Annotated in this window: 20 protein-coding genes; 13 read left to right on the forward strand and 7 right to left on the reverse strand. The window is 64.0% G+C overall.

Annotated features, from left to right (window positions below):
* Window positions 1–17 precede the first annotated feature (17 nt).
* Both ACNFBR_RS00830 and ACNFBR_RS00835 read left to right on the forward strand, forming a co-directional pair.
* Window positions 18–2,789 (forward strand): response regulator, encoded by a 2,772-nt coding sequence (locus ACNFBR_RS00830; RefSeq protein WP_416733292.1) that lies wholly within the window; start codon window positions 18–20, stop codon window positions 2,787–2,789.
* Window positions 2,790–2,946: 157 nt separating this feature from the next.
* Complete coding sequence (locus tag ACNFBR_RS00835; protein ID WP_416733293.1) at window positions 2,947–3,543, forward strand: MarC family protein; 597 nt, start codon at window positions 2,947–2,949, stop codon at window positions 3,541–3,543.
* Here ACNFBR_RS00835 and ACNFBR_RS00840 read toward each other — a convergent pair.
* The 7 genes from ACNFBR_RS00840 to cobG all read right to left on the reverse strand — a co-directional run bounded on the left by ACNFBR_RS00840 (window position 3,540) and on the right by cobG (window position 10,105).
* Entirely contained in the window at window positions 3,540–4,196 is a 657-nt protein-coding gene (locus ACNFBR_RS00840) for a hypothetical protein (RefSeq protein WP_416733294.1), read from the reverse strand. The two genes, ACNFBR_RS00835 and ACNFBR_RS00840, sit on opposite strands and share 4 nt — an antisense overlap.
* Window positions 4,189–4,881 (reverse strand): hypothetical protein, encoded by a 693-nt coding sequence (locus ACNFBR_RS00845; protein ID WP_416733295.1) that lies wholly within the window; start codon window positions 4,879–4,881, stop codon window positions 4,189–4,191. Before ACNFBR_RS00845 ends, ACNFBR_RS00840 begins: the two co-directional genes overlap by 8 nt.
* Before the next feature lie 54 nt (window positions 4,882–4,935).
* On the reverse strand, window positions 4,936–5,619 hold the full coding sequence (locus tag ACNFBR_RS00850; RefSeq protein WP_416733296.1) for a hypothetical protein: 684 nt from the start codon (window positions 5,617–5,619) through the stop codon (window positions 4,936–4,938).
* Window positions 5,620–5,738: 119 nt separating this feature from the next.
* On the reverse strand, window positions 5,739–7,436 hold the full coding sequence (cobJ, locus tag ACNFBR_RS00855; RefSeq protein WP_416733297.1) for a precorrin-3B C(17)-methyltransferase: 1,698 nt from the start codon (window positions 7,434–7,436) through the stop codon (window positions 5,739–5,741).
* Window positions 7,424–8,155 carry a precorrin-2 C(20)-methyltransferase gene (locus ACNFBR_RS00860; protein ID WP_416733298.1) on the reverse strand — a complete coding sequence of 244 codons (732 nt, stop codon included), beginning with the start codon at window positions 8,153–8,155 and terminating at the stop codon, window positions 7,424–7,426. The genes cobJ and ACNFBR_RS00860 overlap by 13 nt, the downstream gene beginning before the upstream one ends.
* Window positions 8,155–8,781 carry a precorrin-8X methylmutase gene (locus tag ACNFBR_RS00865; protein WP_003257545.1) on the reverse strand — a complete coding sequence of 209 codons (627 nt, stop codon included), beginning with the start codon at window positions 8,779–8,781 and terminating at the stop codon, window positions 8,155–8,157. Before ACNFBR_RS00865 ends, ACNFBR_RS00860 begins: the two co-directional genes overlap by 1 nt.
* The gene (gene cobG / locus ACNFBR_RS00870; RefSeq protein WP_416733299.1) at window positions 8,774–10,105 is read right to left on the reverse strand and encodes a precorrin-3B synthase; all 1,332 of its coding nucleotides are present in this window, start codon (window positions 10,103–10,105) and stop codon (window positions 8,774–8,776) included. Before cobG ends, ACNFBR_RS00865 begins: the two co-directional genes overlap by 8 nt.
* Window positions 10,106–10,347: 242 nt before the next feature.
* Here cobG and cbiE point away from each other — a divergent pair, with 242 nt between their 5' ends.
* The 11 genes from cbiE (at window position 10,348) to cycA (ending at window position 21,946) form a co-directional block, all read left to right on the forward strand.
* Window positions 10,348–11,559 (forward strand): precorrin-6y C5,15-methyltransferase (decarboxylating) subunit CbiE, encoded by a 1,212-nt coding sequence (gene cbiE / locus ACNFBR_RS00875; protein ID WP_416733300.1) that lies wholly within the window; start codon window positions 10,348–10,350, stop codon window positions 11,557–11,559.
* Complete coding sequence (locus ACNFBR_RS00880) at window positions 11,552–12,646, forward strand: cobalt-precorrin-5B (C(1))-methyltransferase (protein ID WP_416733301.1); 1,095 nt, start codon at window positions 11,552–11,554, stop codon at window positions 12,644–12,646. The genes cbiE and ACNFBR_RS00880 overlap by 8 nt, the downstream gene beginning before the upstream one ends.
* The gene (locus ACNFBR_RS00885) at window positions 12,643–13,434 is read left to right on the forward strand and encodes a cobalt-precorrin-6A reductase (RefSeq protein ID WP_416733302.1); all 792 of its coding nucleotides are present in this window, start codon (window positions 12,643–12,645) and stop codon (window positions 13,432–13,434) included. Before ACNFBR_RS00880 ends, ACNFBR_RS00885 begins: the two co-directional genes overlap by 4 nt.
* A gap of 438 nt (window positions 13,435–13,872) precedes the next feature.
* On the forward strand, window positions 13,873–14,310 hold the full coding sequence (locus ACNFBR_RS00890) for an NfeD family protein (protein ID WP_416733303.1): 438 nt from the start codon (window positions 13,873–13,875) through the stop codon (window positions 14,308–14,310).
* A gap of 26 nt (window positions 14,311–14,336) precedes the next feature.
* Entirely contained in the window at window positions 14,337–15,191 is an 855-nt protein-coding gene (locus ACNFBR_RS00895) for an SPFH domain-containing protein (protein ID WP_016712216.1), read from the forward strand.
* A gap of 207 nt (window positions 15,192–15,398) precedes the next feature.
* On the forward strand, window positions 15,399–15,788 hold the full coding sequence (locus ACNFBR_RS00900; protein ID WP_416733304.1) for a DUF2946 domain-containing protein: 390 nt from the start codon (window positions 15,399–15,401) through the stop codon (window positions 15,786–15,788).
* 47 nt (window positions 15,789–15,835) lie between these two features.
* Window positions 15,836–16,321: a copper chaperone PCu(A)C gene (locus tag ACNFBR_RS00905; RefSeq protein ID WP_416733305.1), complete on the forward strand. Its 486-nt coding sequence runs from the start codon at window positions 15,836–15,838 to the stop codon at window positions 16,319–16,321.
* A gap of 22 nt (window positions 16,322–16,343) precedes the next feature.
* Window positions 16,344–16,775: a DUF2946 domain-containing protein gene (locus tag ACNFBR_RS00910; RefSeq protein WP_416733306.1), complete on the forward strand. Its 432-nt coding sequence runs from the start codon at window positions 16,344–16,346 to the stop codon at window positions 16,773–16,775.
* Window positions 16,776–16,841: 66 nt separating this feature from the next.
* The gene (locus ACNFBR_RS00915; protein WP_416733307.1) at window positions 16,842–18,893 is read left to right on the forward strand and encodes a TonB-dependent copper receptor; all 2,052 of its coding nucleotides are present in this window, start codon (window positions 16,842–16,844) and stop codon (window positions 18,891–18,893) included.
* Window positions 18,894–18,951: 58 nt separating this feature from the next.
* Window positions 18,952–20,319, forward strand: coding sequence for a PepSY-associated TM helix domain-containing protein (locus tag ACNFBR_RS00920; protein ID WP_416733308.1), 1,368 nt, complete (start codon window positions 18,952–18,954; stop codon window positions 20,317–20,319).
* A 220-nt stretch (window positions 20,320–20,539) separates the two neighbouring features.
* The gene (cycA, locus tag ACNFBR_RS00925) at window positions 20,540–21,946 is read left to right on the forward strand and encodes a D-serine/D-alanine/glycine transporter (RefSeq protein WP_416733309.1); all 1,407 of its coding nucleotides are present in this window, start codon (window positions 20,540–20,542) and stop codon (window positions 21,944–21,946) included.
* The last annotated feature ends 124 nt before the right edge of the window (window positions 21,947–22,070 follow it).

Below are 22,070 nucleotides of genomic sequence, written 5' to 3' on the forward strand. Positions count from 1 at the left end.
TAAGAAGGGATTTCGTAGTGCGTCGGCTTCGGATTGCCTCAGCTCTGATCGTCAGCTTGCTGACCCTGCTCTGCATGTTTCCGGCTGCGGCCGAACATGACGGAGGCTGGACCGTTCTGCTCGACGAACAGGCCAACCTGCAACTGAGCGATGTGCGCTCCGAGCGCTACCGCAACCAGTTCAGCCCCCTGATCCTCACCGAACTGGATGCGGCCCCGGCGGAACAGGCCTTGTGGCTGCACTATCGCCTGCAACCAGGCGACCAGGAACAACTGCTGCGGGTATTTGCCCCAGACCTGTCTGGCCTGGACCTCTACGCCCTCGAAGGCGACCAACTTCTTCGTCAGCTGCACCATGGGCGCCAGGCCGGCAATGCCAGCCCGACCCTGCGCGGCAGCGACCATGTACTGCCCCTGCCCAACAGCAGGCAACCGCTGGACATCTACCTGCGCCTGGTTTCCGAACACCAGCTGCGTCCGGCCATCAGCCTGGAGCCCGCGGCCGAAGCTGCCTCTGACCAACGTCAGCCATTGCTGTTCGGCATGCTGTTCGGCGGCCTGGTGATGCTGATCATGCACAACCTGATCCGCTTCCTGTACAGCCGCTCCAGCACCACCCTGATCCTGGCGCTGTACCACGGCCTGATGCTGCTCAGTGGCCTGATTCTGCTGAACCTCAGCGGCCCCTGGTGGCATGTGTGGCACAGCGCGCAAACGCCCGCTGCCTACCTGACGCTGGTCCTGGCCGGCCTGGCCGGGCTGTATTTCACCCAGCATTTCTTCTCGCCGTGCAACTCGCCACGGCTGAACCGCTTGCTACAGGGTGAAATGCTGATCGTCGGTCTCAGCGGCCTGGTGCTGCTGTTCGTCGATACCTTGCCGCTCAACCTGATGACCTACGCCCTGATGGCGCTGGGCAGCGTAAGCATGCTGCTGGTCAGCAGCTATCAATGGTACAAGGGCTATGGGCCCGGGCGCCTGTTCAGCCTGGCCATGGTCGTGTTCAACCTCGGAGGCCTGGTACTGCTACCTGCCCTGCTGGGCCTGACCCGCACCTCCACGCCGTGGCTGCTGTGCATCTTGCTGGGCCTGACCGTGGTCAGCGGCCTGCTGCTCAACCTGGCCGTCAGCGAACGCCTGCGGCGCATGAGCGAGGAGCGTTTCAGCGCCAGCCGCGCCCTGGCTGCCAGTGATGCCGAAATCAATGCCAAGGCCGAGTTCCTCGCCAAGATCAGCCACGAAATCCGCACCCCCATGAACGGTGTGCTGGGCATGACCGAACTGCTGCTGGGCACACCGCTGTCGGTCAAGCAGCGCGACTACGTGCAGACCATTCACAGCGCCGGCAACGAGTTGTTAACGCTGATCAACGAAATTCTCGACATTTCCAAGTTGGAATCCCGGCAGATCGAGCTGGATGACGTGCAATTCGATCTCAACGCGCTGATCGAGGATTGCCTGAACATCTTCCGCGCCAAGGCCGAGCAGCAGAACATCGAACTGATCAGCTTCACCCAGCCGCAAGTACCGCGGGTGATCAGCGGCGACCCGACACGCTTGCGCCAGGCCTTGTCGAGCCTGCTGGAAAACGCCCTGAAAAACACCGACCAAGGCGAGATCCTGCTGGTGGTGGCGCTGGATCAACGCGGTGAGCTGCCCCGCCTGCGCATTGCCGTGCAGGACAGCGGCGAGCCGCTGCCCGCCGCCGACCGCGAAGCCCTGCTGCAGGCCGAGTTGCACAGCCGTCACTTCCTTTCCAGCAACAAGCTGGGTGGCCACCTGGGGCTGGTCATCGCCAAACAACTGATCGGCCTGATGCAAGGCGAGTTCGGCATCAAGAGCAGCACCGGCATGGGCAACACCCTGTGGCTGACCCTGCCGCTGGACCCTTCGCGCCTGGAACAGCCACCGGCCGACCTCGACAGCCCGCTGCGCGATGCCCGCGTACTGGTGGTGGACGACAACGACACCTGCCGCAAGGTGCTGGTGCAACAGTGCAGCGCCTGGGGCATGAACGTCAGTGCGGTGCCGTCGGGCAAGGAAGCCTTAGCCCTGTTGCGCACCAAGGCGCACCTGCGCGACTACTTCGACGCCGTGCTGCTGGACCAGAACATGCCCGGCATGACCGGCATGCAACTGGCCGCCAAGATCAAGGAAGACCCAAGCCTGAACCACGACATCCTGGTGGTGATGCTGACCGGTATCAGCAATGCGCCGAGCAAGGTCATCGCGCGCAACGCCGGGGTCAAGCGGATACTCGCCAAGCCAGTGGCCGGCTACACGCTAAAGACCACCCTGGCCGAAGAACTGGCCCAGCGCGGCCGCGAGCAAGCGGTGCCTGCCAGCCTGCCTGGCATCCCGCAGGCGCTGGACCTGCCTGGCGACTTCCGCGTGCTGGTCGCCGAAGACAACAGCATCTCCACCAAGGTGATCCGTGGCATGCTCGGCAAGCTCAACCTTGAGCCCGACACTGCCTGCAATGGCGAGGAAGCCTTGCAGGCGATGAAAGCGCAGCACTATGACCTGGTGTTGATGGACTGCGAAATGCCGATTCTGGACGGCTTCTCGGCCACCCAGCAGCTACGGGCCTGGGAAACGGCCAACCAGCGTAAGCGCACACCGGTGGTGGCATTGACCGCGCACATTCTTGCTGAACACAAGGAACGCGCGCGGCTGGCGGGCATGGACGGGCACATGGCCAAACCGGTGGAATTGTCGCAATTGCGCGAGCTGATCCAGTACTGGGCCAACCAGCGCGAAGCCAAGGCAGACCCGGCGCATACTTCCTAAGCTACGCTGTCGCACAGAGAAGTGTATTCGAGAGCTCAATACGGACCCTGTGGGAGCGGGCGTGCCCGCGAACATGGGCGAAGCCCGTGCCATCCATTGCGGCACCTGCTCCCACAAGGATCGCGCAAGCTTTTAGATTCCCCAAGGACTAGCCCCCATGCTCCATGAGTTATTCAGCGTCTACCTGAAAATGCTCGTGCTCTACAGCCCGTTCTTCGTGCTGTCGTGCTTCATCAGCCTGACCCGCGGTCACTCCAGCAAGGAGCGCAAGCAACTGGCCTGGAAGGTCGCCTTCGCTGCCCTGGTCGCCAGCGTGCTGCTGTACCTGTTCGGGCGGGTGATCTTCGGCATTTTTGGCATTACCGCCGACGCCTTCCGCATCGGCGCCGGCAGCGTGCTGTTCATTTCGGCCCTGGGGATGGCGCAAGGCAAGCCAGCGGTACAGGCCGACAACGTGCAGCAGGATGTGACCATCGTGCCGCTGACCATTCCACTGACCGTCGGCCCCGGCACCATTGGTGCCCTGCTGGTGATGGGCGTGGGCCAGCCACACTGGGATGACAAGTTGCTGGCCATCGTCAGCATCGCGCTGGCCAGCTTCACGGTAGGCCTGGTGCTTTACCTGTCACACGGCATCGAGCGAATCCTCGGTGAGCAAGGCCTGCAGATCGTCAGTCGGCTGATGGGGTTGTTCGTCTGCGCCCTGGCTGCACAGATCATCTTCACCGGGATAAAAGGCTACCTGGTACCTTAAAGCAGCAAATCACGAATCACCTTCTCATTGCTCCGATCCACGCTGGCCTCTGCCCGGCGACGGTAGTTCTGACGAAATCCTTGCAAGTTGAAACGGATCACCTCCACGCGCAAATCCTTCACTGCCACCTCCCGGTGCAAGTCAATGAACAGAAAACCTTTGGAAGACTGCTTCAGCGACAACTCCATGTGCAGCAGCACCATGTCTATAAATCCGTTCGCTTGCTGAGCACAAGGCAACAGCTGGAAATACCCTCTGCCTTGGTGAACCGTGCGGGACTCGAAGGCAACCAGCGCCTGCTCATCGTTACGCAGCGCTTGCAAGGATCGCTCGGCGAGCGTCGTGTGGGCGGCTGACGCGACAGCGTTAATCTGCGCGACCGCCTGCTTGGCAACACTGTCTCGGTTCGGCCCCGGCTGACGCACTGTAGGTGCCAGTTTGCCATCGAACCCCAGTGCTGCCAGGTTACGCCAATAGTTCCTGAACCAGTCCAGCTCCAAGCCTTCATTCAAATCACCCCAAGCCACTTGCTGGGCATAGGCATTGGCCAGCAGGAGGTCACCACGCGCTTCACGGCTGACCCCAGACATGAACGATAACAAGCTGCTTTGAACGAGCTTGCCACTGGCTGCCTGTTCGTTGGATTCACACATATTCGAGCCCCCGATCTGAACACAATCTGACCGCGCTGCGATATTGTGCCTGCTTGCTCTTGATCGACCTGGACAGCCCAGCACCGATTGCATCGATTTGCTTGTCGCTGGTCAGGTAGTGGCCATCGAATCGCTGACTTGAAAACACGCTTGTATGTTCCAGCGACTGCCACAGCCACTGAGGGCTCAGTGACACGTCAGTGCTGAAACACAATTCAGTGCTGATAACAGTTGAGTCATGCAATATCACCCGCAACTCAATATGTGCATGACTACGGCCCGTGCTATCTGGCAGCCGTACACACTCGCCCCATAACACCTGCTGTACGGTGTCGTCAGGGCAGGCTCGGAATGTGTTCAGGCACTCCGCCAGTGGCGGCTGCAGGACGCTGGGCACCTCGCCAAGCAAGTTGGCCCGCAGTAACGTCCAAGGTTCGAAACGCCCCTCCTTCGTCAGCGACTGACTGTACCGCTGGGCAGCGAGCATGCACCCGAAACCCACTTGAATTCGCAGATATTCTTTATGCCAATCTGCGCGCTGCATTGAAGAAGCGTAACGCTTGTTAGCGGTAAGGTAAGCGGCCAGTTGAACATTGAGCAGGTCTTCGGCGCGAGAATCGCTGATAGCACTATCGATCCACACCAAACTGTTACCGTTCAGCCACAATGCGTACTTGGTTTGCATTAGTGTGCCTCCAGCGCCCACCGACACCCTGGCGTCGGCGGGTCGTCTTCGTGGTCAGATATCAAGAGCCAGCAGCACTTGCAAGGCGTTATCGTTCAGCTTGGTTTCAACCAGAGCGCGGACTCTTTCATATTGGTGCTGATCGAAGTCCAGCACCGCTCCACAGGCGAAGTTGGTAGTGCCACTGCTTTGCCATTTAGCCAAAAGATAACTGGCTTTCTTGCCGGGTTCTGCGTCCGTCTGCATGGCACTCACCAACATGGCCACTTGACCGCCGGTGGTCTGCTCGCACTTGGACAGGCTTAGCGCGGTGCGGTCATCTTCGTTTGTCTTGCGGTCAAGCAGTTCGACATTCTTGGCACTTGCGGCCAACGCCGCGATCACCGTCTTACCGAGGTTTTCCAACGCGTTGGCCACATCACCGGTGAAAACACCGTAGGCTGCCTTGAGCCCCTTGCCGAGCAGGTTGCTGACTTCCAAGTGCATGCCATGCTGTGTGATCTGCTGCACATCGACCCTGCTTGGCGTCCAGCCCATCTTGGACATCAGGAAGATGTATTGCTTGAACCAGAGCTGGGTCTCTCGAATGGGGTCGTGCTGCTTGTTGGCACCTTGGGTGGCTAAGGCGTGGCAGGCTTTGGCGGCATCACGATTGCTATTGCTCATGTTGTCGGGGAAGACGAACAGATTCTTGTCGGCCAGTACCTGCAGTTCCAGTTTATCGCCCTTGTTGCTCATCGCTATGGTCTCCAAGTAGGTATAGGGTTAGAGCCACGTGGCCCTAGCTGCAAACCTACCGGCATAGCGATTCTCAACCAGCCGCGAAGCCCTTCCTCAACCGCAGGGCCTGCCGCCACTCAAGGTTTGATGCCATACCAACGCGGGGTATACACCCACTGCCCACCACCTGCGCGATCAAAGGTGCAAGTGGTGGAGGAACCGACCAACACCATGGTGCGCATATCGACCATTTCTGGCAGCAGTTCGGCCAAGGTGACTACCTTCAGCGTCTGCCCCGGCCTACCGATATCACGGCCAAGGACTACAGGCGTGTTCCCGTCGCGGTGTCGGCGCACCACCTCCAGCGCCACACCGAGCTGATGCGGTCGTGCTTTGGAGATCGGGTTGTAGAAGGCCAGCACCAGGTCAGCCTGGGCCGCCAGGTCCAGGCGTTTTTCGATGATCGACCAGGGCTTGAGGTTGTCCGACAGCGACATCACGCAGAAATCATGCCCCAGCGGTGCCCCTGCCTGGGCAGCGGTTGCCAGCGAGGCCGACACCCCAGGCAAAATCTCGAGGTCCACGCGGTGCCAAGCAGGGTCGCTGGATGCGTGCAACGCTTCAAGCACCGCTGCAGCCATGGCGAACACGCCAGGGTCACCCGATGAAACCACCACCACCGAACGGCCCTGGGCCGCCAGTTCGAAAGCATGCCGGGCGCGCTGCATCTCTTCACGGTTGTCGGTGCAGTGCATGACCTGGTCATCACGGAACGGTCCGGCCATGCGCACATAGGTTTCGTAGCCGAGCACATCCTCGGCCTGCGCAAGCTCGGCCTTGACCGCCGGCACCATCAACTCCGCCGCACCTGGGCCAAGGCCGATGACCGCCAGGCGACCGCGACGGCGGCCAATCTGCGCTACGTCGACCGGGGCAGGCGCAACCGCGATGACGAGTTCGTCGAACGCAATCAACTCGGCATCGGGCAATACCGCTGCAACCATGCTGGCCAAGCCGCCTGGGTTGGTGGCGAAGCGCAAGGCAACACCCAGGGCCTGGGCAGCCTCGTGCAAGTCACCATCAGCCATGGCCTGCTCGTGCGCCAGCAAACAGGCGACCGATGGCTCGGCGATGCCTGCCTGCTGCAATGCAGCTCGAATTGCGTGCAGGTTACCGCCTGCAACACCCACCACCACCGAGCGTGGGTGGATCAGCAGTTCGTCGCGGTTGGCCGGGCGCGCCTGATGCCCAACATGGATGGTGCGCTGCGCCGCTTCGCTGGCGGGCAATTGCGCCTGCTGCAACCACGGGGCCTCCCCCTCGATGCGCACCGACTCGCCAGCCAGCAGATCGGAGACGAAGCGCTTGCCTTGTTCGATATCCGCCAGGGCGTAGCCCTGCGGCGGGTTCAACAGGCAAGTGCCGAAGCGCAGCTCGCCACTGGTGGTAATGGCGGCGGCAACGCCCAGCGCTTCGGCGATTTCGCGCGCCATCAGGTTCACCCCGCCGAGGCCACCGAGCAACGGCACTACCGCGCTGCCATCCTCGGCCACGGCCAGTACCGGCGGCTCGCTGCCTTTCTCGCTGAGCAGGCTGGCCAAGCTGCGGATGACGATACCGGCAGCACACAGGGCAATGATCGGCGTGTCCTGCTGGTACAGCCCACGCAAGGTATCGCCGAACGCGCTGTAGTAAAGGTCGGCACCGTCGACCCGGCCTTCCAGGCCATGGATCGACGCCTGTGGATAACACTGCTGGATACGCTGCGCGGTGGCCAGGCTGCCCGGGCCAAGGATGACGATTGCCGGTGCCTTGTGCATGTTCAACCCTGCCATTTTTCCCCCGGCACGATGATCAGCGAGAAGTAGGGCGACGACTGCGGGTCCACCTGATCCAGCGGCACGATCTTCTGGTTGGCCATGGTCGCCCGCTCCACATACAGCGCGCGCCCGTCCAGGCCCAATTCGGCCAGCACTTCGCGCACCTTGGGGAAGTTGCGCCCAAGTTTCATGATCACCGCCGCATCGGCGTCGGCCAAGCGGCGCTTGAGCTCTTCGGCGGGCAACACGCCTGACAGCACCGACAGGCTCTGGTTGCGGTACACCAAGGGTGCGCCCAGCACCGAAGCGCCACCGAGCATCGAGCAGACGCCAGGGATCACTTCGGCCTCATAGCGCTGCGCCAGGCGGTCATGCAGGTACATGTAGGAGCCGTAGAAGAACGGGTCGCCCTCGCAGATCACCGCCACGTCGCGGCCCGCATCCAGGTGCTCGGCCACTTGCACGCTGGCTTCGTCGTAGAAATCGCTGATCACTTGCTCATAGGACAGCGGCGCCGGCAGGGCCTCGGTGGTTACCGGGTAGACCAGCGGCAACAGGGTCTGCTCGGGCTGCAGGTGCCCCTCGATGATGCCAAAGGCATTGCCACGCTTGCCCTTGGCCACGAAGTAGCCGACCACCGGCGCCTCCCGCAGCAGGCGCAAGGCCTTGAGGGTGATCAGCTCAGGGTCGCCCGGGCCCACGCCCAGGCCCAGCAGTCGTCCACGCGGCGCCATCACTCCACCTCCGTGGCCAGGGCGTTGACCGCGGCGGCGGCCATCGCGCTGCCGCCCAGGCGGCCTTGCATGATCACGAACGGCACACCACGGCTGTCGGCGGCGAGCATGGCCTTGGACTCGGCTGCGCCGACGAAGCCGACCGGGAAGCCGAGGATCAGCGCCGGCTTGGGTGCGCCGGCATCGAGCATTTCCAGCAGGTAGAACAGCGCAGTAGGGGCGTTGCCGATCACGACCACGCTGCCTTCCAGGTGCGGGCGCCACAGCTCCAGGGCCACGGCGGAACGGGTGTTGCCGGCGTCCTTGGCCAAGCCCGGCACGCTAGGGTCACGCAGGGTGCAAATGACTTTGTTGTCTGCGGGCAGGCGGGCCCGGGTGATGCCTTCGGCCACCATGTGCGCATCGCACAGGATCGGCGCACCGTTGAGCAGCGCCTCGCGCCCGGCCCGGCCGGCACCTTCGGAGAACTGCAGGCCATCGATGGCGTCGACCATGCCACAGGCGTGGATCACGCGCACGGCGAGCTTTTCGAGGTCTGCGGGGATCCGCTCGAGTCGAGCCTCCTCACGGATGATCCGGAAGGAATTGCGATAGATCTCCTGACCATCGCGGATGTAGTCAATCATCAAGGTGCTCCGTCGGCAGGTCGAGCATGGCGCCTGCTTCATTCAAGGTAAGGTCGGTGGCGCGCAGGGCACCGAAGCCCGGCAGGCGCGCATCACGCAGGTACAAGTCGTAACGGCCCGGTGAACGGGCCAGCAGCGTGGCCGGGGCAACGTGGGCCACGGCGCAGGAACGAGGGCAGCCGGACAGGTGCACGCTGGCGGGCACGCCAGGGCCCAGCAGCGCGGCCAGGGCAACAGCGTCGGCCTTGGTCTCGCCAAGGGCCTTGGTGCAACCACTGGCACCGGTGCAGGCGCTGATGCGCGCCAGGGGTTCATGGTCGTGGCACAGCAAGCCCAGCGCGGACAGTTCGGCCTGGGCTTGCTCGATGTGCTGTGCATGCAGGTTGGTCAGCACCAGGCTTTGCCAGGGGCTCAGGCGCAGGCTGCCATCACCCGATTCACGGGCAATGCGCGCCGCACCGCGGAGCATGGCCGGGGTCAGGCGGCCTTGCGGCGGCGCGACGCCAAGGGCCACGCCATGCGCCTGACGCAGCGTGCCCAACCACGAGGCGCGGTGCAATTCACGGCGCCACCCGAGCACGGCGGCATCGCGGCGGATGTCCAGGCCGAGCCCATCGACGAAATCGGTTGCCGAGCACACCTCAAGCAACTGGCGCATGCGCGACTGCGCGGGGGTTGCCAGGTCGAGAAAGCGCTCCAGCACCGCGCGCACCAGCGCCAGGCCCTGCGCCAGCGGCACAGCACCGAGCACCTGGCCGTTTGCCGGGCAACCCGCCAGGCCAAATGCCAGCCAGGTCTGCTGCTCCAGGCACAGAGGCGACAGCCACAGGTCATGGGGGTGTTCGAGCATGGCCAGGCGCTCGCCGGCATCCAGTTGCACGGCGAACTTGGCCGACAACTGGTGAAAACGCGGGGTGCCTTCCAGCAGGTCGAGGATCTGCCCGGCCAACGGCCGTGCGTCCAGCAGCATCGCCGGGTCATGCCCGGCCAGCGGGCTGAGCATCAGGTTGCGCACATCGTCACCGCCCGCCTCGCGCGGGCCCAGGCCGGCTGCCAGCAGTGTCTGGACCAACGCACGGTGCTCGCTGCCAATGCCGCGGATCTGCAGGTTGCCACGGTTGGTGGCCTCGATCACGCCATCGGCAAAACGCTCGGCCGCCGCTGCCACAGCTTCGGCCTGCTCGGCCAGCAGCAGACCGCCCGGCAGCTTGATGCGGCAGATACCACCATCACGGGCACTGACGATGCGCCACAACCCCGGGCAGGCCGAGGGGCGGGGCGAAACATTGGGGGCATGAGCCTGCGTCAAAGGGGCATCCGGCAATCTGTGAAAATGCGCTTGAGTGTAGAAGGCGCGGTATTATGCCTGCTTTGTCCGGCGGCATGAAAAGCCGGTGGTCGAGCATCCTCAGCGACTGAGCAGAAATTCAGCACCGCGTCGCCTTCTTCGCGGGCCTGCCCGCTCCCACAGGATCACCGCAGCCCTCGACGGCGGCGCTGAATCTGTCGGAGTGGGCGGGCCCGCGATAGGGCGCGAAGCGGCCCGAAAATGGCGGAATGATAGACATGGCACCCTGGCTGACAGTAGTAGGCATCGGCGAAGACGGCTTCAGTGGCCTGGGCAAGCAGGCCCGGCGCGCGCTGCTGGGCGCTGCGCGTATCTTCGGCAGCCCACGCCAGTTGGCCTTGCTGCCGCGCTGCGTGCCTGGCGAACGGCTGGGCTGGCCAAGCCCGTTCTCGCTGGCCCCGGTACTGGCCCTGCGTGGCGAGCCAGTGTGCGTGCTGGCCAGCGGCGACCCTATGTTCTACGGCGTCGGAGCCAGCCTGGCACGCCAGGTGCCGGCCGCGGAAATGCGCGTGCTGTCGATGCCCTCCTCCTGCGCCCTGGCGGCTGCCCGCCTGGGCTGGCCGCTGCAGGACCTGCCGGTGGTGTCGCTGGTGGCTCGGCCCCTGGCGGCGCTCAATGCCCACTTGCACAGCGGCATGCGCCTGCTGGTGCTGAGTAACGATGGCGACAGCCCAGCGGCCATTGCCGCGCAGCTGTGCGAGCGAGGCTTCGGGCCAAGCCGCCTGCAGGTGTTCGAGCACCTGGGCGGCGTGGACGAGCGGGTGCTGACCGGCACCGCCCAGCACTGGCCGCACGCCGGTGTCGCGGCGCTCAACCTGGCCGCCATCGAGTGCCTGGCTACGCCCGATGCGCCACGCCTGCACCGGCTGGCCGGGCTGCCAGACACCGCATTCCGGCACGATGGCCAACTGACCAAGCGCGACGTCCGTGCCATCACCCTGGCGCGCCTGGCGCCGCAGCCCGGCGAACTGCTGTGGGACGTGGGCGCAGGCTGCGGCTCGATCGGCATCGAATGGATGCGCGCCCACCCAGCCTGCCGCGCCCTGGCCATCGAAGCCGACGAAGGCCGCCAGGGCTTCATCGAACATAACCGCGAGGCACTGGGGGTACCCGGCCTGCAACTGGTTCGCGGCAAGGCGCCGGCAGCGCTGGATGGCCTGGAACGCCCGGATGCGATCTTCATCGGCGGCGGTGTCACCCGCGCAGGCGTGCTCGACCTGTGCTGGGCAAGCCTGCGCCCTGGTGGCCGGTTGGTGGCCAACGCAGTCACCCTGCAAAGCGAACTGGCCCTGGCGCACTTTCGCGAGCTGCACGGTGGTGAACTGACCCGTATCCATGTTGCCCATGCTCAGCCCTTGGGCGCGTTCGACACCTGGCGCCAGGCGCTACCGATCACCCTGCTGGAAGTGGTGAAGCCCGCCGATGCGTGAAGAAACCCGCGAACAGCCCGCGCCCCTGCGCAGCGGCCTGACCACCGGCAGCTGCGCCACCGCCACCAGCCTGGCAGCCGCCAAGTTGCTGCTTACCGGGCAGTGTGACGATGCGGTGGCTATCACCCTGCCCAAAGGCAAGGTGGTACAGATGCGCCTGGAATTCTGCCGCCTGACCGGCGAAGGCGCCGAGGCCGGCACCCTCAAGGATGCAGGCGACGACCCGGATGTGACCCACGGTGCCCTGCTCTACAGCCAGGTCCGCCTGCTGGTCGAACCCGGCATCCGTTTTGTCGCCGGCACCGGCGTTGGCACCGTGACTCGACCGGGGCTGGTGCTGGCGGTGGGTGAACCGGCCATCAACCCGGTACCCCGGCGCATGATCAGCGAGCACCTGCAACGCCTGGCCGACGCGTGCAGCTACCCTGGCGGCTTCGAGGTGACGGTCAATGTGCAGGACGGCGAGCAGTTGGCCCTGAAGACCATGAACCCGCGCCTGGGCATCCTCGGCGGGCTGTCGATTCTCGGCACCAGCGGCATCGTGCGGCCGTTCTCCTGCGCGGCCTACATTGCCTCTATCCACCAGGGCATCGACGTGGCTCACACCAACGGCTACACGCACATTGCCGCGTGTACCGGCAACGCCAGCGAAGACACCATGCGCCGCGTCTACGGCCTGCCGGAAATTGCCCTGATCGAAATGGGCGACTTCGTCGGCGCGGTGCTCAAGCACCTGCGCAAGGTACCGGTGCCGCGCCTGACCCTGTGCGGTGGCTTCGGCAAAATCAGCAAACTGGCCGCCGGCCATATGGACCTGCACAGCCGCCATTCCAGCATCGACCTGCCACAACTGGCCGGTTGGGCCGCGGACATTGGCGCTGACGAAGCGCTGCAGGCGGCCATCATCGGCGCCAACACCAGCCAGCAAGCTCTCGCGCTGGCGCATGCGGCCGGCATTGCCCTGGGCGACGCGGTGTGTGCCCACGCCCTGGCCTTCGCCCGCAGCGTCGTGCCGGCGCAGGTGCAAGTGGAAGTGTTCGCCATCGACCGCCAAGGCGGCATCGTCGGCCGGGCAGGTGTGCAATGACGGCGCGTATCCTGCTGCTGGGCGGTGTCACCGAAGCCCTGGCCATCGCCCGCCGCCTCGGCCCGCAGCATGTCTACAGCCTGGCCGGCATTGGCCGGGTGCCGCAGGACCTGCAATGCCAGGTGCGGGTCGGGGGCTTTGGCGGTGCCGAAGGCCTGGCCAGCTACCTGCGCGAAGCAGGCATCACCCTGCTGATCGACGCCACCCATCCCTATGCCGCGCAAATCAGCCGCAATGCGGCCAGCGCCGCGCGTAATGCAGGTATCCCGTGCTGGGCCTTGCGCCGCCCGGCCTGGCAAGCACAAGCGGGGGACGATTGGCGTGAGGTCGAGGACTGGGCGGGGCTGATAGCGGCACTCAAGCCGTTCCGCAGGCCTCTGTTCACGCTAGGCCGCGAGCCGTTGCAACATCTGGACGAGATTCCACCGGAACAGTTTTGGACCTTGCGTGCGCTGGAGGCATACGCTGGGAACGAACGGTGCGAAGTCATTGGTGCGCGAGGTCCATTCCACATCGAAGATGAGCGCAGCCTTTTTGATGAGCGGGGTATTGATGTGCTGATCAGCAAGAACAGCGGCAGCGTGGCGACGGAACCGAAACTGGAAGTGGCTCGAGAACGGGGGGTTCCGGTTCTCATTTTGAAGCGTCCGCTATTACCTGGCGTGGATTGCGATTTCGATTCTCAGGAATTGCTGGTGGCTGCATTGGAACGCTTCGATGATGACGCCTGCGCAGACTTCATGGTCACCCGCGATCAACCGGAAGAGCAAAAGCGGGAAGATTTGTAGGTCGCTGCACTTTCTGCTCGGTACGACGAAAGTTATTTATTGCCCTCAAGATCGAGCGCCGCCCGCGCGGCGCATCGCGAGCAAGCTCGCTCCTACATCTGTTTCGGGCCAGTATCGCCTGTGCCGGCGCGCGCGACCGCCTTGTTTGTACGACGCGATATCGAGCCATGCGCCAGGGCGTTCGCGCGCAACGCTCACAGGAATAATTGGCCTGAAACAGATGTAGGAGCGAGCTTGCTCGCGATGCGCCGCGCGGGCGGCGCTCGATCTCATAAGCGCTGCATACCTGTCGACAAACACCCGTTAGCCTTACACCTTCTCTATCAGCCCACAGCCATTATCAGAACACTCCTACAGCCCAATCGGTCTCACCTGAATAGCCTTCGCACACCCCACTGAATTAAGCTTTAGCCCCCTCCCCCGGAAGGTTTCACCCATATGGAAATGCAATGGTGGATCTGGCTGGTCTTCGGCATCGCGCTGATCCTGCTCGAACTGGTCCTGCCGACGTTCTTCATCCTCTGGTTCGGCATCGGTGCCGTGCTGGTCTCGCTCATCTCGCTCGCTGCCCCCAGCCTGCAACTGGATATGCAGGTACTGCTGTGGGTGCTGCTGTCCTCTGCCACCACCGTGCTGTGGTTCAAAGTGTTCCGACGCAAGCAGCCGGATGTGCGCTGGACCGCCGACAGCGTGATCGGTGAAGTGGGCCTGCTGACCGCTGGCGTGTCGGAGTTCCAGAAAGGCCGCGTGCGCTTCCAGAAGCCGATTCTCGGCAACGAAGAATGGACCTGTATCGCTGACAGCGAGATCCCGGCTGGCGAACGGGTACGCCTGACCGCCATCGAGGGCAACACCGCCCGCGTCATCCGGGCCTGAACCTGCACAAAAAGGAATAACCCATCATGACCAGCCTCATCGTCGTCGCCGCCATCGCCCTGTTCGTCCTGATCACCGTATTCAAGGGGGTACGCATCGTGCCCCAGGGCGAGGAATGGATCGTCGAACGCCTGGGCCGCTACCACAGCACCCTCAAGCCGGGCCTGAACATTCTCATCCCGTACATGGACGTGGTCGCCTACCGCCTGCCAACCAAGGACATCATCCTCGATGTGCAACAGCAGGAGATCATCACCAAGGACAACGCGGTGATCGTCGCCAACGCCTTGTGCTTCGCGAAAGTGGTCGACCCGCAGAAGGCCTCCTACGGCGTGCAGAACTTCTCGTTCGCCGTCACCAGCCTGACCATGACCTCGCTGCGCGCTATCGTCGGTGCCATGGACCTGGACGAAGCCTTGTCCAGCCGCGAACAGATCAAGGCACGCCTGCGCGATGCAATGTCCGAGCAGACCGAAGACTGGGGCGTGACCGTGCGCTCGGTGGAAATCCAGGACATCAAGCCTTCGGAAAACATGCAACTGGCCATGGAGCGCCAGGCCGCCGCCGAGCGTGAGCGCAAGGCCGACGTGACCCGCGCCGAAGGCGCCAAGCAGGCTGCGATCCTTGAAGCCGAAGCACGCCTGCAGGCAGCCAGGCTGGATGCCGAGGCGCAGATCAGCCTGGCCGAGGCCTCGGCGCGGGCGATTTCGCTGGTCAAGGAAGCGGTGGGCAACGAGACCGTACCGGCCATGTACCTGCTGGGCGAGCGCTATGTCGGGGCCATGGAAAACCTGGCGGGCAGCAGCAATGCCAAGGTGGTGGTGCTGCCGGCAGACCTGCAGGAAACCGTGCGCGGGTTGATGGGCCGCAACAAGGCTTGAGATTGATTCAACCGGCTTCGCGGGCACGCCCGCTCCCACAGAATTACCAAAAGCCTTGAGAACTGCGAGGTACCTGTGGGAGCGGGCGTGCCCGCGAAGCAGACAACACCGCTTCAACTGCCCACCTGCGTCACTTCACCGCACCCCGCCATTTTTACCTATACTCCGCCTTACAATAGCCACCACGATTCCTGACCGGATCTCTCCATGCCCCCACGTCGGCACATTGCCTGGATAGCCTGCCTTGCAGTGCTGTTCAACCTGCTGGCCATGCCGCTGGCCTCAGCTGTGCCCAAGGGCCCGGCCGAGCAGCTGCTGTGGGGGGCTTTCTGTTCCAGCATGGCCAACAAGGCCAAAGTCGATGTCCAGGCCCTGGCCAAGATCGACCTCGGGCCGCAAAGCGACGACAGCGCCAGCATGATGAATTGCTGGTGCTGCTCTGGCGCCGCGCCGCTGCTGGCACTGCCTGGCTATCCGCCACAGTTGCACAACCCGCCGACACTGCTTAGCGGGCTACTGCCGCCACCTGCCAAGTACTCACCCACGCCGCGCCAACTCTGGCCTGCGCTAAACCCCCGTGCCTCTCCGCTGGCCTGAGTTCATCACGCTGTCTGCCTGAACCTGAACAGAAACGGAGATTCACCATGCTCAAGCACGCCCTCGTCATGGCCGCCCTGCTGCTGCCTGGCGCCTTTGCCAATGCCCACGAATACAGCGTGGGTGACCTGCACATTGCCCACCCCTGGTCACTGCAGCTGCCACCCAATGCGCCCAACGTCGCGGCGTATTTCGTGGTGCACAACAATGGCCAGGCCGACGACCGCCTGCTCAGCGTCGACAGCCCCATCAGCGATGACGCACAACTGCACGAGCATGCCATGAGCGCCAGCGGCGCCATGAAGATGCAACAAGTGCCCAGTGTGGTGGTGCCTGCCGGCAAAGACCTGACCTTCGCCCCCAGCGCCTACCATGTGATGCTGATGCAGCCTAAGGACCGCAGCCTGCTCACTGACGGCAAGCGCTTCCCGTTGACCCTGCACTTCGAAAAGGCCGGCGACATCACTGTCGAAGTGGCCGTGCAGAAGCAGGCGCCAACGGACCAGCCGCAAGCCCACGAACACGCGCACTGACACCTGCTGACAGGCACTCATCATGAGCCTGCCGCGCAACAGCACTCGCCGTACCACCCGCCCTGACCGCAGGCGCGCCGGTGGCGGATGGCTGAGCCTGTTCGCCATGTGGATGATCTTCATCGGCCCGCTGATTTCCCAGTCGATGCCGATGGACCACCACGCCGGTATGAGCATGCCGATGGACATGCCGATGGCGGCTGCCCATCAGCATGGCGGCGACACCCATCACGGCCACGGCGGCGGTGGCCAGCTGCATGTGATGTGGGAAAAGTGCGGTTACTGCAGCCTGTTGTTCAACTGCCCTGCCCTACCCCAGGCCCTCAGCCCGCTCAGTGCAGGCAGCGTAATCCCCACCAGCCACTTGCTTGCGCCAACGCACCAGGGCCATGCCCGGCAGGCTGTATTCCCCGGTGCGCGCAGCCGCGCCCCGCCCGCCTCGATCAGCGTCTGAAAGCACATTTTGCGCACGAAGCCAGGAGGCTTCGCGCTAACTCATGACTGATCGACTGGAATCATTATGTCCGGCTGCACCCCCGTTTTTGCCTTGTCCCTGCGTGGGACCCTCGCCGCCGTGTGCGGCTCGCTGCTCGCGCCCGTGGCCCTGGCCGCCGACCCTGGCCATGAAGGCCATGCGCACGACGCCCCCGAGCTGAGCCCGACGGTGATCACCGCCGTGGCCCCAAGCTCGCCCCTGACCGTGGTCACCAACCCGAAAGACCCGCGCCAGCCAGTGCCGGCCAGCGACGGCGCCGACTACCTGAAGACCATCCCCGGCTTCTCGGCGATCCGTGCCGGTGGCACCAACGGCGACCCGGTATTGCGCGGCATGTTCGGCTCGCGCCTGAACATCCTCACCAATGGCGGCCTGATGCTCGGTGCCTGCCCCAATCGCATGGACGCACCCACGTCCTACATCTCGCCGGAAACCTACGACCGCCTGACCGTCATCAAAGGCCCACAAAGCGTGATCTGGGGCCCGGGCGGCTCGGCAGGCACCATCCTTTTCGAGCGCGAACCAGAGAAGTTCGGCACCCTCGGCAGCCGGGTCAACGCCAGCCTGCTGGCCGGCTCCAACGGCCGTTTCGACAAGGTGCTGGATGCCGCTGCCGGTAACAGCCAGGCCTATGCCCGGTTCGTCGGCAACCAGTCACGCTCGGACGATTACCACGACGGCAACGACGACACCGTGCCATCGCGCTGGGAAAAGTGGAACGGCGATGTCGCCCTAGGCTGGACTCCCGACCAGGACACCTTGCTGGAACTCACGGCCGGCAAGGGCGATGGCGAGGCCCGCTATGCCGGGCGCGGCATGGACGGGTCGCAGTTCAAGCGCGAAAGCCTGGGCCTGCGCTTTGAAAAGTCCAACCTCGGCGAAGTGCTCGACAAGGTCGAGGCGCAGGTCTACTACAACTACGCCGACCATGTGATGGACAACTACAGCCTGCGTACCCCGTCGGGCAGCGGCATGATGGGCATGCCGATGGTCAGCAACGTCGACCGGCGCACCCTGGGCGCACGCATCAAAGCCACCTGGCGCTGGGCCGACGTGCAACTGATCAGCGGCATCGATGCGCAAACCAACGAACATCGCCAGCGTGGCGGCATGGGGGTGGATGCGCACAAAGGCCAGGCCTGGACCAAAGACGCCGACTTCCACAACTACGGCGCCTTCAGCGAACTGACCTGGTATGTCAGCGGTGAGGACCGGCTGATTACCGGCGCCCGCCTGGACCGCGCCTCGGCCCGGGACTTCCGCTCGGCCAGCGCCACCAATGGCGATACCCGCGCCGATACGCTGCCCAGCGGTTTCCTCCGTTACGAGCACGATCTGGCGGCACTACCTGCCACCACCTACATCGGCCTGGGCCATGCCCAGCGCTTCCCTGACTACTGGGAGCTGTTCTCGCCCAAGCTGGCACCACCCGGGTCTGCCAACGCCTTCGACGGCATCAAGCCAGAGAAAACCACTCAGCTCGACTTCGGCATCCAGTACCGCACCGAGCGCCTGGAAGCCTGGGCTTCAGGTTATGTCGGCCAGATTCGCGACTACATCCTGTTCGATTACCAAGGGATGAGCTCCCAGGCCCGCAACATCGACGCCCGCATCATGGGCGGCGAACTGGGCGCGGCTTATCAGCTGACCGAAAACTGGAAGGCCGACGGCACGCTGGCCTATGCGTGGGGCAAGAACAGCAGCGACGGCAAGGCGCTACCGCAGATGCCACCTCTGGAGAGCCGCCTGGGCCTGACCTACAGCCGCGATGTGTGGAGCGTCGGCGCCCTGTGGCGGTTGGTGGCGGCGCAGAACCGCATCGCCGAGAACCAGGGCAACGTGGTCGGCAAGGACTACGACAAGAGCGCCGGTTTCGGCGTGTTCTCCCTGAACGGCGCCTACAAGGTGAACAACAACCTCAAGCTCAGCGCAGGGGTCGACAACCTGTTCGACAAAACCTACGCCGAGCACTTGAACCTGGCAGGGAACGCCGGGTTCGGCTACCCGGCCACCGATCCACAGCCGGTCAACGAGCCAGGCAGGACCTTCTGGACCAAGGTCGATTTCAGCTTCTGACAACAACAACGGGCGCCGCTTCGGTGGCGCCCTTCAGCTGGTCAAACAGGAGGTTCCCATGAGAGGAACACGCATCAATTTCTATAACCTGGCCTGGCGTTGGCACTTCTATGCGGGGCTGTTCGTGGCCCCGTTCATGATCTTGTTGGCGATCACCGGGATCATCTACCTGTTCAAGCCGCAGCTCGACCCGCTGCTGTACCGCGACCTGATGGTGGTCGAAGCCGGCCACCACCGACAGGGCGCGGACACGATGCTGGCCGAAGTGCGCCAGGCCTACCCCAAGGGCCACGTCGGCCAGTACCTGCCGCCACTGAACGCCGAACGCAGCGCGCAGTTCGTGGTGCATGACGGCGGGCGCGAATTGAACGTATTCGTCGACCCGTATAGCGGCAAGGTACTTGGCGAACAGGACGGCAAGCAGAACCTGCAGGCCATCGCCCGCGCGCTGCATGGCGAACTGATGGTCGGCACGCTCGGTGACCGCCTGGTGGAACTGGCGGCAGGGTGGGGCATCGTGCTGGTGGTGTCGGGCCTGTACCTGTGGTGGCCACGCGGGCGCAATGGCGCTGGCGTGCTGTGGCCCCGGTTCAGTGCGCGCGGCCGCTTGTTCTGGCGCGACCTGCATGCAGTAACGGGCTTCTGGGGTTCGGCCTTGCTGTTGCTGATGCTGGTCAGTGGCATGACCTGGACCGGCATGTGGGGCAAGCAGTATGCCGATTTGTGGAACCGCTTCCCGGCGGCCATGTGGAACGACGTGCCCAAGTCGGACCAGCAAGCGGGTGAGCTGAACGACGCGCACCGCCAGACCGTGCCCTGGGCCATGGAAAACACACCCATGCCGCAGTCTGGCGCGCACGCCGAGCACGCCGGGCACGGCATGATGTCAGACATGCCGGCAGCGCCCCAGGTGAGCGTACAGCAGGTCGAAGACATCGCCACTTCGCGCCAGGTCGAGCCGGGCTACAGCATCACCTTGCCCACTACCGCCGACGGGGTGTTCACCATTGCCGTGTTCGCCGACGACCCACGCAACGACGCTACCCTGCATGTCGACCAGTACACCGGCAAGGTGCTGGCCGACGTGCGCTGGCAGGACTACAGCCCGGTCGCCCGCGCCACCGAGATGGGCGTGATGCTGCATGAAGGCAAGATGTTCGGGGCGCTCAACCAGATCATCATCCTGCTGGTGTGCCTGATGATTCTGCTGGGCTCGGTGAGCGGGCTGGTGATGTGGTGGAAGCGCCGGCCAGCCGGTGGGCTGGGCGTGCCACCGCTGCGCCATGACCTGCCGCGCTGGAAGACGGCGGTGGGGGTGATGCTGGTGCTGGGGGTGATGTTCCCGCTGGTGGGGCTGTCGATGGTGGTGATGTGGGTGTTGGATAGCCTGGTGGTCCGGCGCAGTCGGGTGCTGGCCAGCGCTTGAGATCAGGCCTTCACCGGCCTCTTCGCGGGCTTGCCCGCTCCCACAGGTGCACCACAGTCCCCAAAATTTGTGGTGACCTTGTGGGAGCGGGCAAGCCCGCGAAGGGGCCGCTGCTACCCAAAAGTCGAGTCGATCTGTCGCGCCCCGAACGGGAACGCGCGTGTTAGCCTAGCCGGCTACCTCCGACAAGAAGACAGACCTTTACAAGGGAATGCAGCCTATGACGCAAACCTCACCCACAACGCCAGATGAACAGCATCTGCAGCGCAACCTGACCAACCGCCACATCCAGCTGATCGCCATCGGCGGCGCGATCGGTACCGGCCTGTTCATGGGCTCGGGCAAAACCATCAGCCTGGCCGGGCCCTCGATCATCTTCGTCTACATGATCATCGGCTTCATGCTGTTCTTCGTCATGCGCGCCATGGGCGAACTGCTGCTGTCGAACCTGAACTACAAGTCGTTCATCGACTTCTCCGCCGACCTGCTCGGCCCCTGGGCCGGCTATTTCACCGGCTGGACCTACTGGTTCTGCTGGGTGGTCACCGGCATCGCCGACGTGGTCGCCATCGCCGCCTACACACAGTTCTGGTTCCCCGACTTGCCACAGTGGATACCGGCGTTGACCTGCGTCGGGCTGCTGCTGTCGCTGAACCTGGTGACAGTGAAGATGTTCGGCGAGCTGGAGTTCTGGTTCGCCCTGGTCAAGATCGTCGCCATCCTCGGCCTGGTCGCGACCGGCCTGTACATGGTGATCACCGGCTTCACCTCGCCCAGCGGACGCACCGCGCAATTGGCCAACCTGTGGAATGACGGCGGCATGTTCCCCAATGGCCTGATGGGCTTCTTCGCCGGTTTCCAGATCGCGGTGTTCGCCTTTGTCGGCATCGAGCTGGTGGGCACCACCGCCGCGGAAGCGAAGAACCCTGAGCGCACCTTGCCACGGGCGATCAACTCGATCCCGATCCGCATCATCGTGTTCTATGTGCTGGCGCTGATCGCGATCATGGCCGTGACCCCATGGCGCGACGTGGTGCCAGGCAAGAGCCCGTTCGTCGAGCTGTTCGTGCTGGCGGGCCTGCCGGCGGCGGCGAGCATCATCAACTTCGTGGTCCTGACCTCGGCGGCCTCGTCGGCCAACAGCGGCGTGTTCTCCACCAGCCGTATGCTCTATGGTCTGAGCCAGGAGGGCGACGCACCCAAGGCCTTCGAAAAACTGTCGAGCCGCTCGGTGCCGGCCAACGGCCTGTACTTCTCCTGCACCTGCCTGCTGCTGGGCGCGGTGCTGATCTACCTGGTGCCGAACGTGGTCGAGGCGTTCACCCTGGTCACTACCGTTTCGGCGGTGCTGTTCATGTTCGTCTGGACGCTGATCCTGCTGTCGTACCTGAAGTACCGCAAGAATCGCGCGGCACTGCACCAGGCGTCGAAGTACAAAATGCCTGGCGGGCGCTTCATGTGCTACGTGTGCCTGGTGTTCTTTGCCTTCATTCTGGTGTTGCTGAGCCTGGAGGCCGACACCCGCTCGGCGCTGGTGGTGACGCCGATCTGGTTTGTATTGCTGGCAGTGACCTATCAATTCGTGCGCAGCAAACGCCATCCACGCACGGCGGTGCGTAACGGCTGATAACGCCGGGGCTGCTCCAACTCCCGCAGGTATGCGCGGAATCTGCAGGAGCAGCCTTGTGCTGCGAAAGGGCAATTGCTGTCGACGCAAATCGTTAGCCTGACCTCCCTTCGCAGCACAAGGC

It is taken from the genome of Pseudomonas sp. NY11955, assembly GCF_048068035.1.
Classification (GTDB): domain Bacteria; phylum Pseudomonadota; class Gammaproteobacteria; order Pseudomonadales; family Pseudomonadaceae; genus Aquipseudomonas.

What these genes read in the sequence shown, in the direction of transcription:
- ACNFBR_RS00835 (WP_416733293.1), top strand. Translation starts at nt 2,947, where the DNA reads ATGCTCCATGAGTTATTCAGCGTCTACCTGAAAATGCTCGTGCTCTAC.
- ACNFBR_RS00840 (WP_416733294.1), bottom strand. Translation starts at nt 4,196, where the DNA reads ATGTGTGAATCCAACGAACAGGCAGCCAGTGGCAAGCTCGTTCAAAGC.
- ACNFBR_RS00845 (WP_416733295.1), bottom strand. Translation starts at nt 4,881, where the DNA reads ATGCAAACCAAGTACGCATTGTGGCTGAACGGTAACAGTTTGGTGTGG.
- ACNFBR_RS00850 (WP_416733296.1), bottom strand. Translation starts at nt 5,619, where the DNA reads ATGAGCAACAAGGGCGATAAACTGGAACTGCAGGTACTGGCCGACAAG.
- cobJ (WP_416733297.1), bottom strand. Translation starts at nt 7,436, where the DNA reads ATGGCAGGGTTGAACATGCACAAGGCACCGGCAATCGTCATCCTTGGC.
- ACNFBR_RS00860 (WP_416733298.1), bottom strand. Translation starts at nt 8,155, where the DNA reads ATGGCGCCGCGTGGACGACTGCTGGGCCTGGGCGTGGGCCCGGGCGAC.
- ACNFBR_RS00865 (WP_003257545.1), bottom strand. Translation starts at nt 8,781, where the DNA reads ATGATTGACTACATCCGCGATGGTCAGGAGATCTATCGCAATTCCTTC.
- cbiE (WP_416733300.1), top strand. Translation starts at nt 10,348, where the DNA reads ATGGCACCCTGGCTGACAGTAGTAGGCATCGGCGAAGACGGCTTCAGT.
- ACNFBR_RS00880 (WP_416733301.1), top strand. Translation starts at nt 11,552, where the DNA reads ATGCGTGAAGAAACCCGCGAACAGCCCGCGCCCCTGCGCAGCGGCCTG.
- ACNFBR_RS00885 (WP_416733302.1), top strand. Translation starts at nt 12,643, where the DNA reads ATGACGGCGCGTATCCTGCTGCTGGGCGGTGTCACCGAAGCCCTGGCC.
- ACNFBR_RS00890 (WP_416733303.1), top strand. Translation starts at nt 13,873, where the DNA reads ATGGAAATGCAATGGTGGATCTGGCTGGTCTTCGGCATCGCGCTGATC.
- ACNFBR_RS00895 (WP_016712216.1), top strand. Translation starts at nt 14,337, where the DNA reads ATGACCAGCCTCATCGTCGTCGCCGCCATCGCCCTGTTCGTCCTGATC.
- ACNFBR_RS00900 (WP_416733304.1), top strand. Translation starts at nt 15,399, where the DNA reads ATGCCCCCACGTCGGCACATTGCCTGGATAGCCTGCCTTGCAGTGCTG.
- ACNFBR_RS00905 (WP_416733305.1), top strand. Translation starts at nt 15,836, where the DNA reads ATGCTCAAGCACGCCCTCGTCATGGCCGCCCTGCTGCTGCCTGGCGCC.
- ACNFBR_RS00910 (WP_416733306.1), top strand. Translation starts at nt 16,344, where the DNA reads ATGAGCCTGCCGCGCAACAGCACTCGCCGTACCACCCGCCCTGACCGC.
- ACNFBR_RS00915 (WP_416733307.1), top strand. Translation starts at nt 16,842, where the DNA reads ATGTCCGGCTGCACCCCCGTTTTTGCCTTGTCCCTGCGTGGGACCCTC.
- ACNFBR_RS00920 (WP_416733308.1), top strand. Translation starts at nt 18,952, where the DNA reads ATGAGAGGAACACGCATCAATTTCTATAACCTGGCCTGGCGTTGGCAC.
- cycA (WP_416733309.1), top strand. Translation starts at nt 20,540, where the DNA reads ATGACGCAAACCTCACCCACAACGCCAGATGAACAGCATCTGCAGCGC.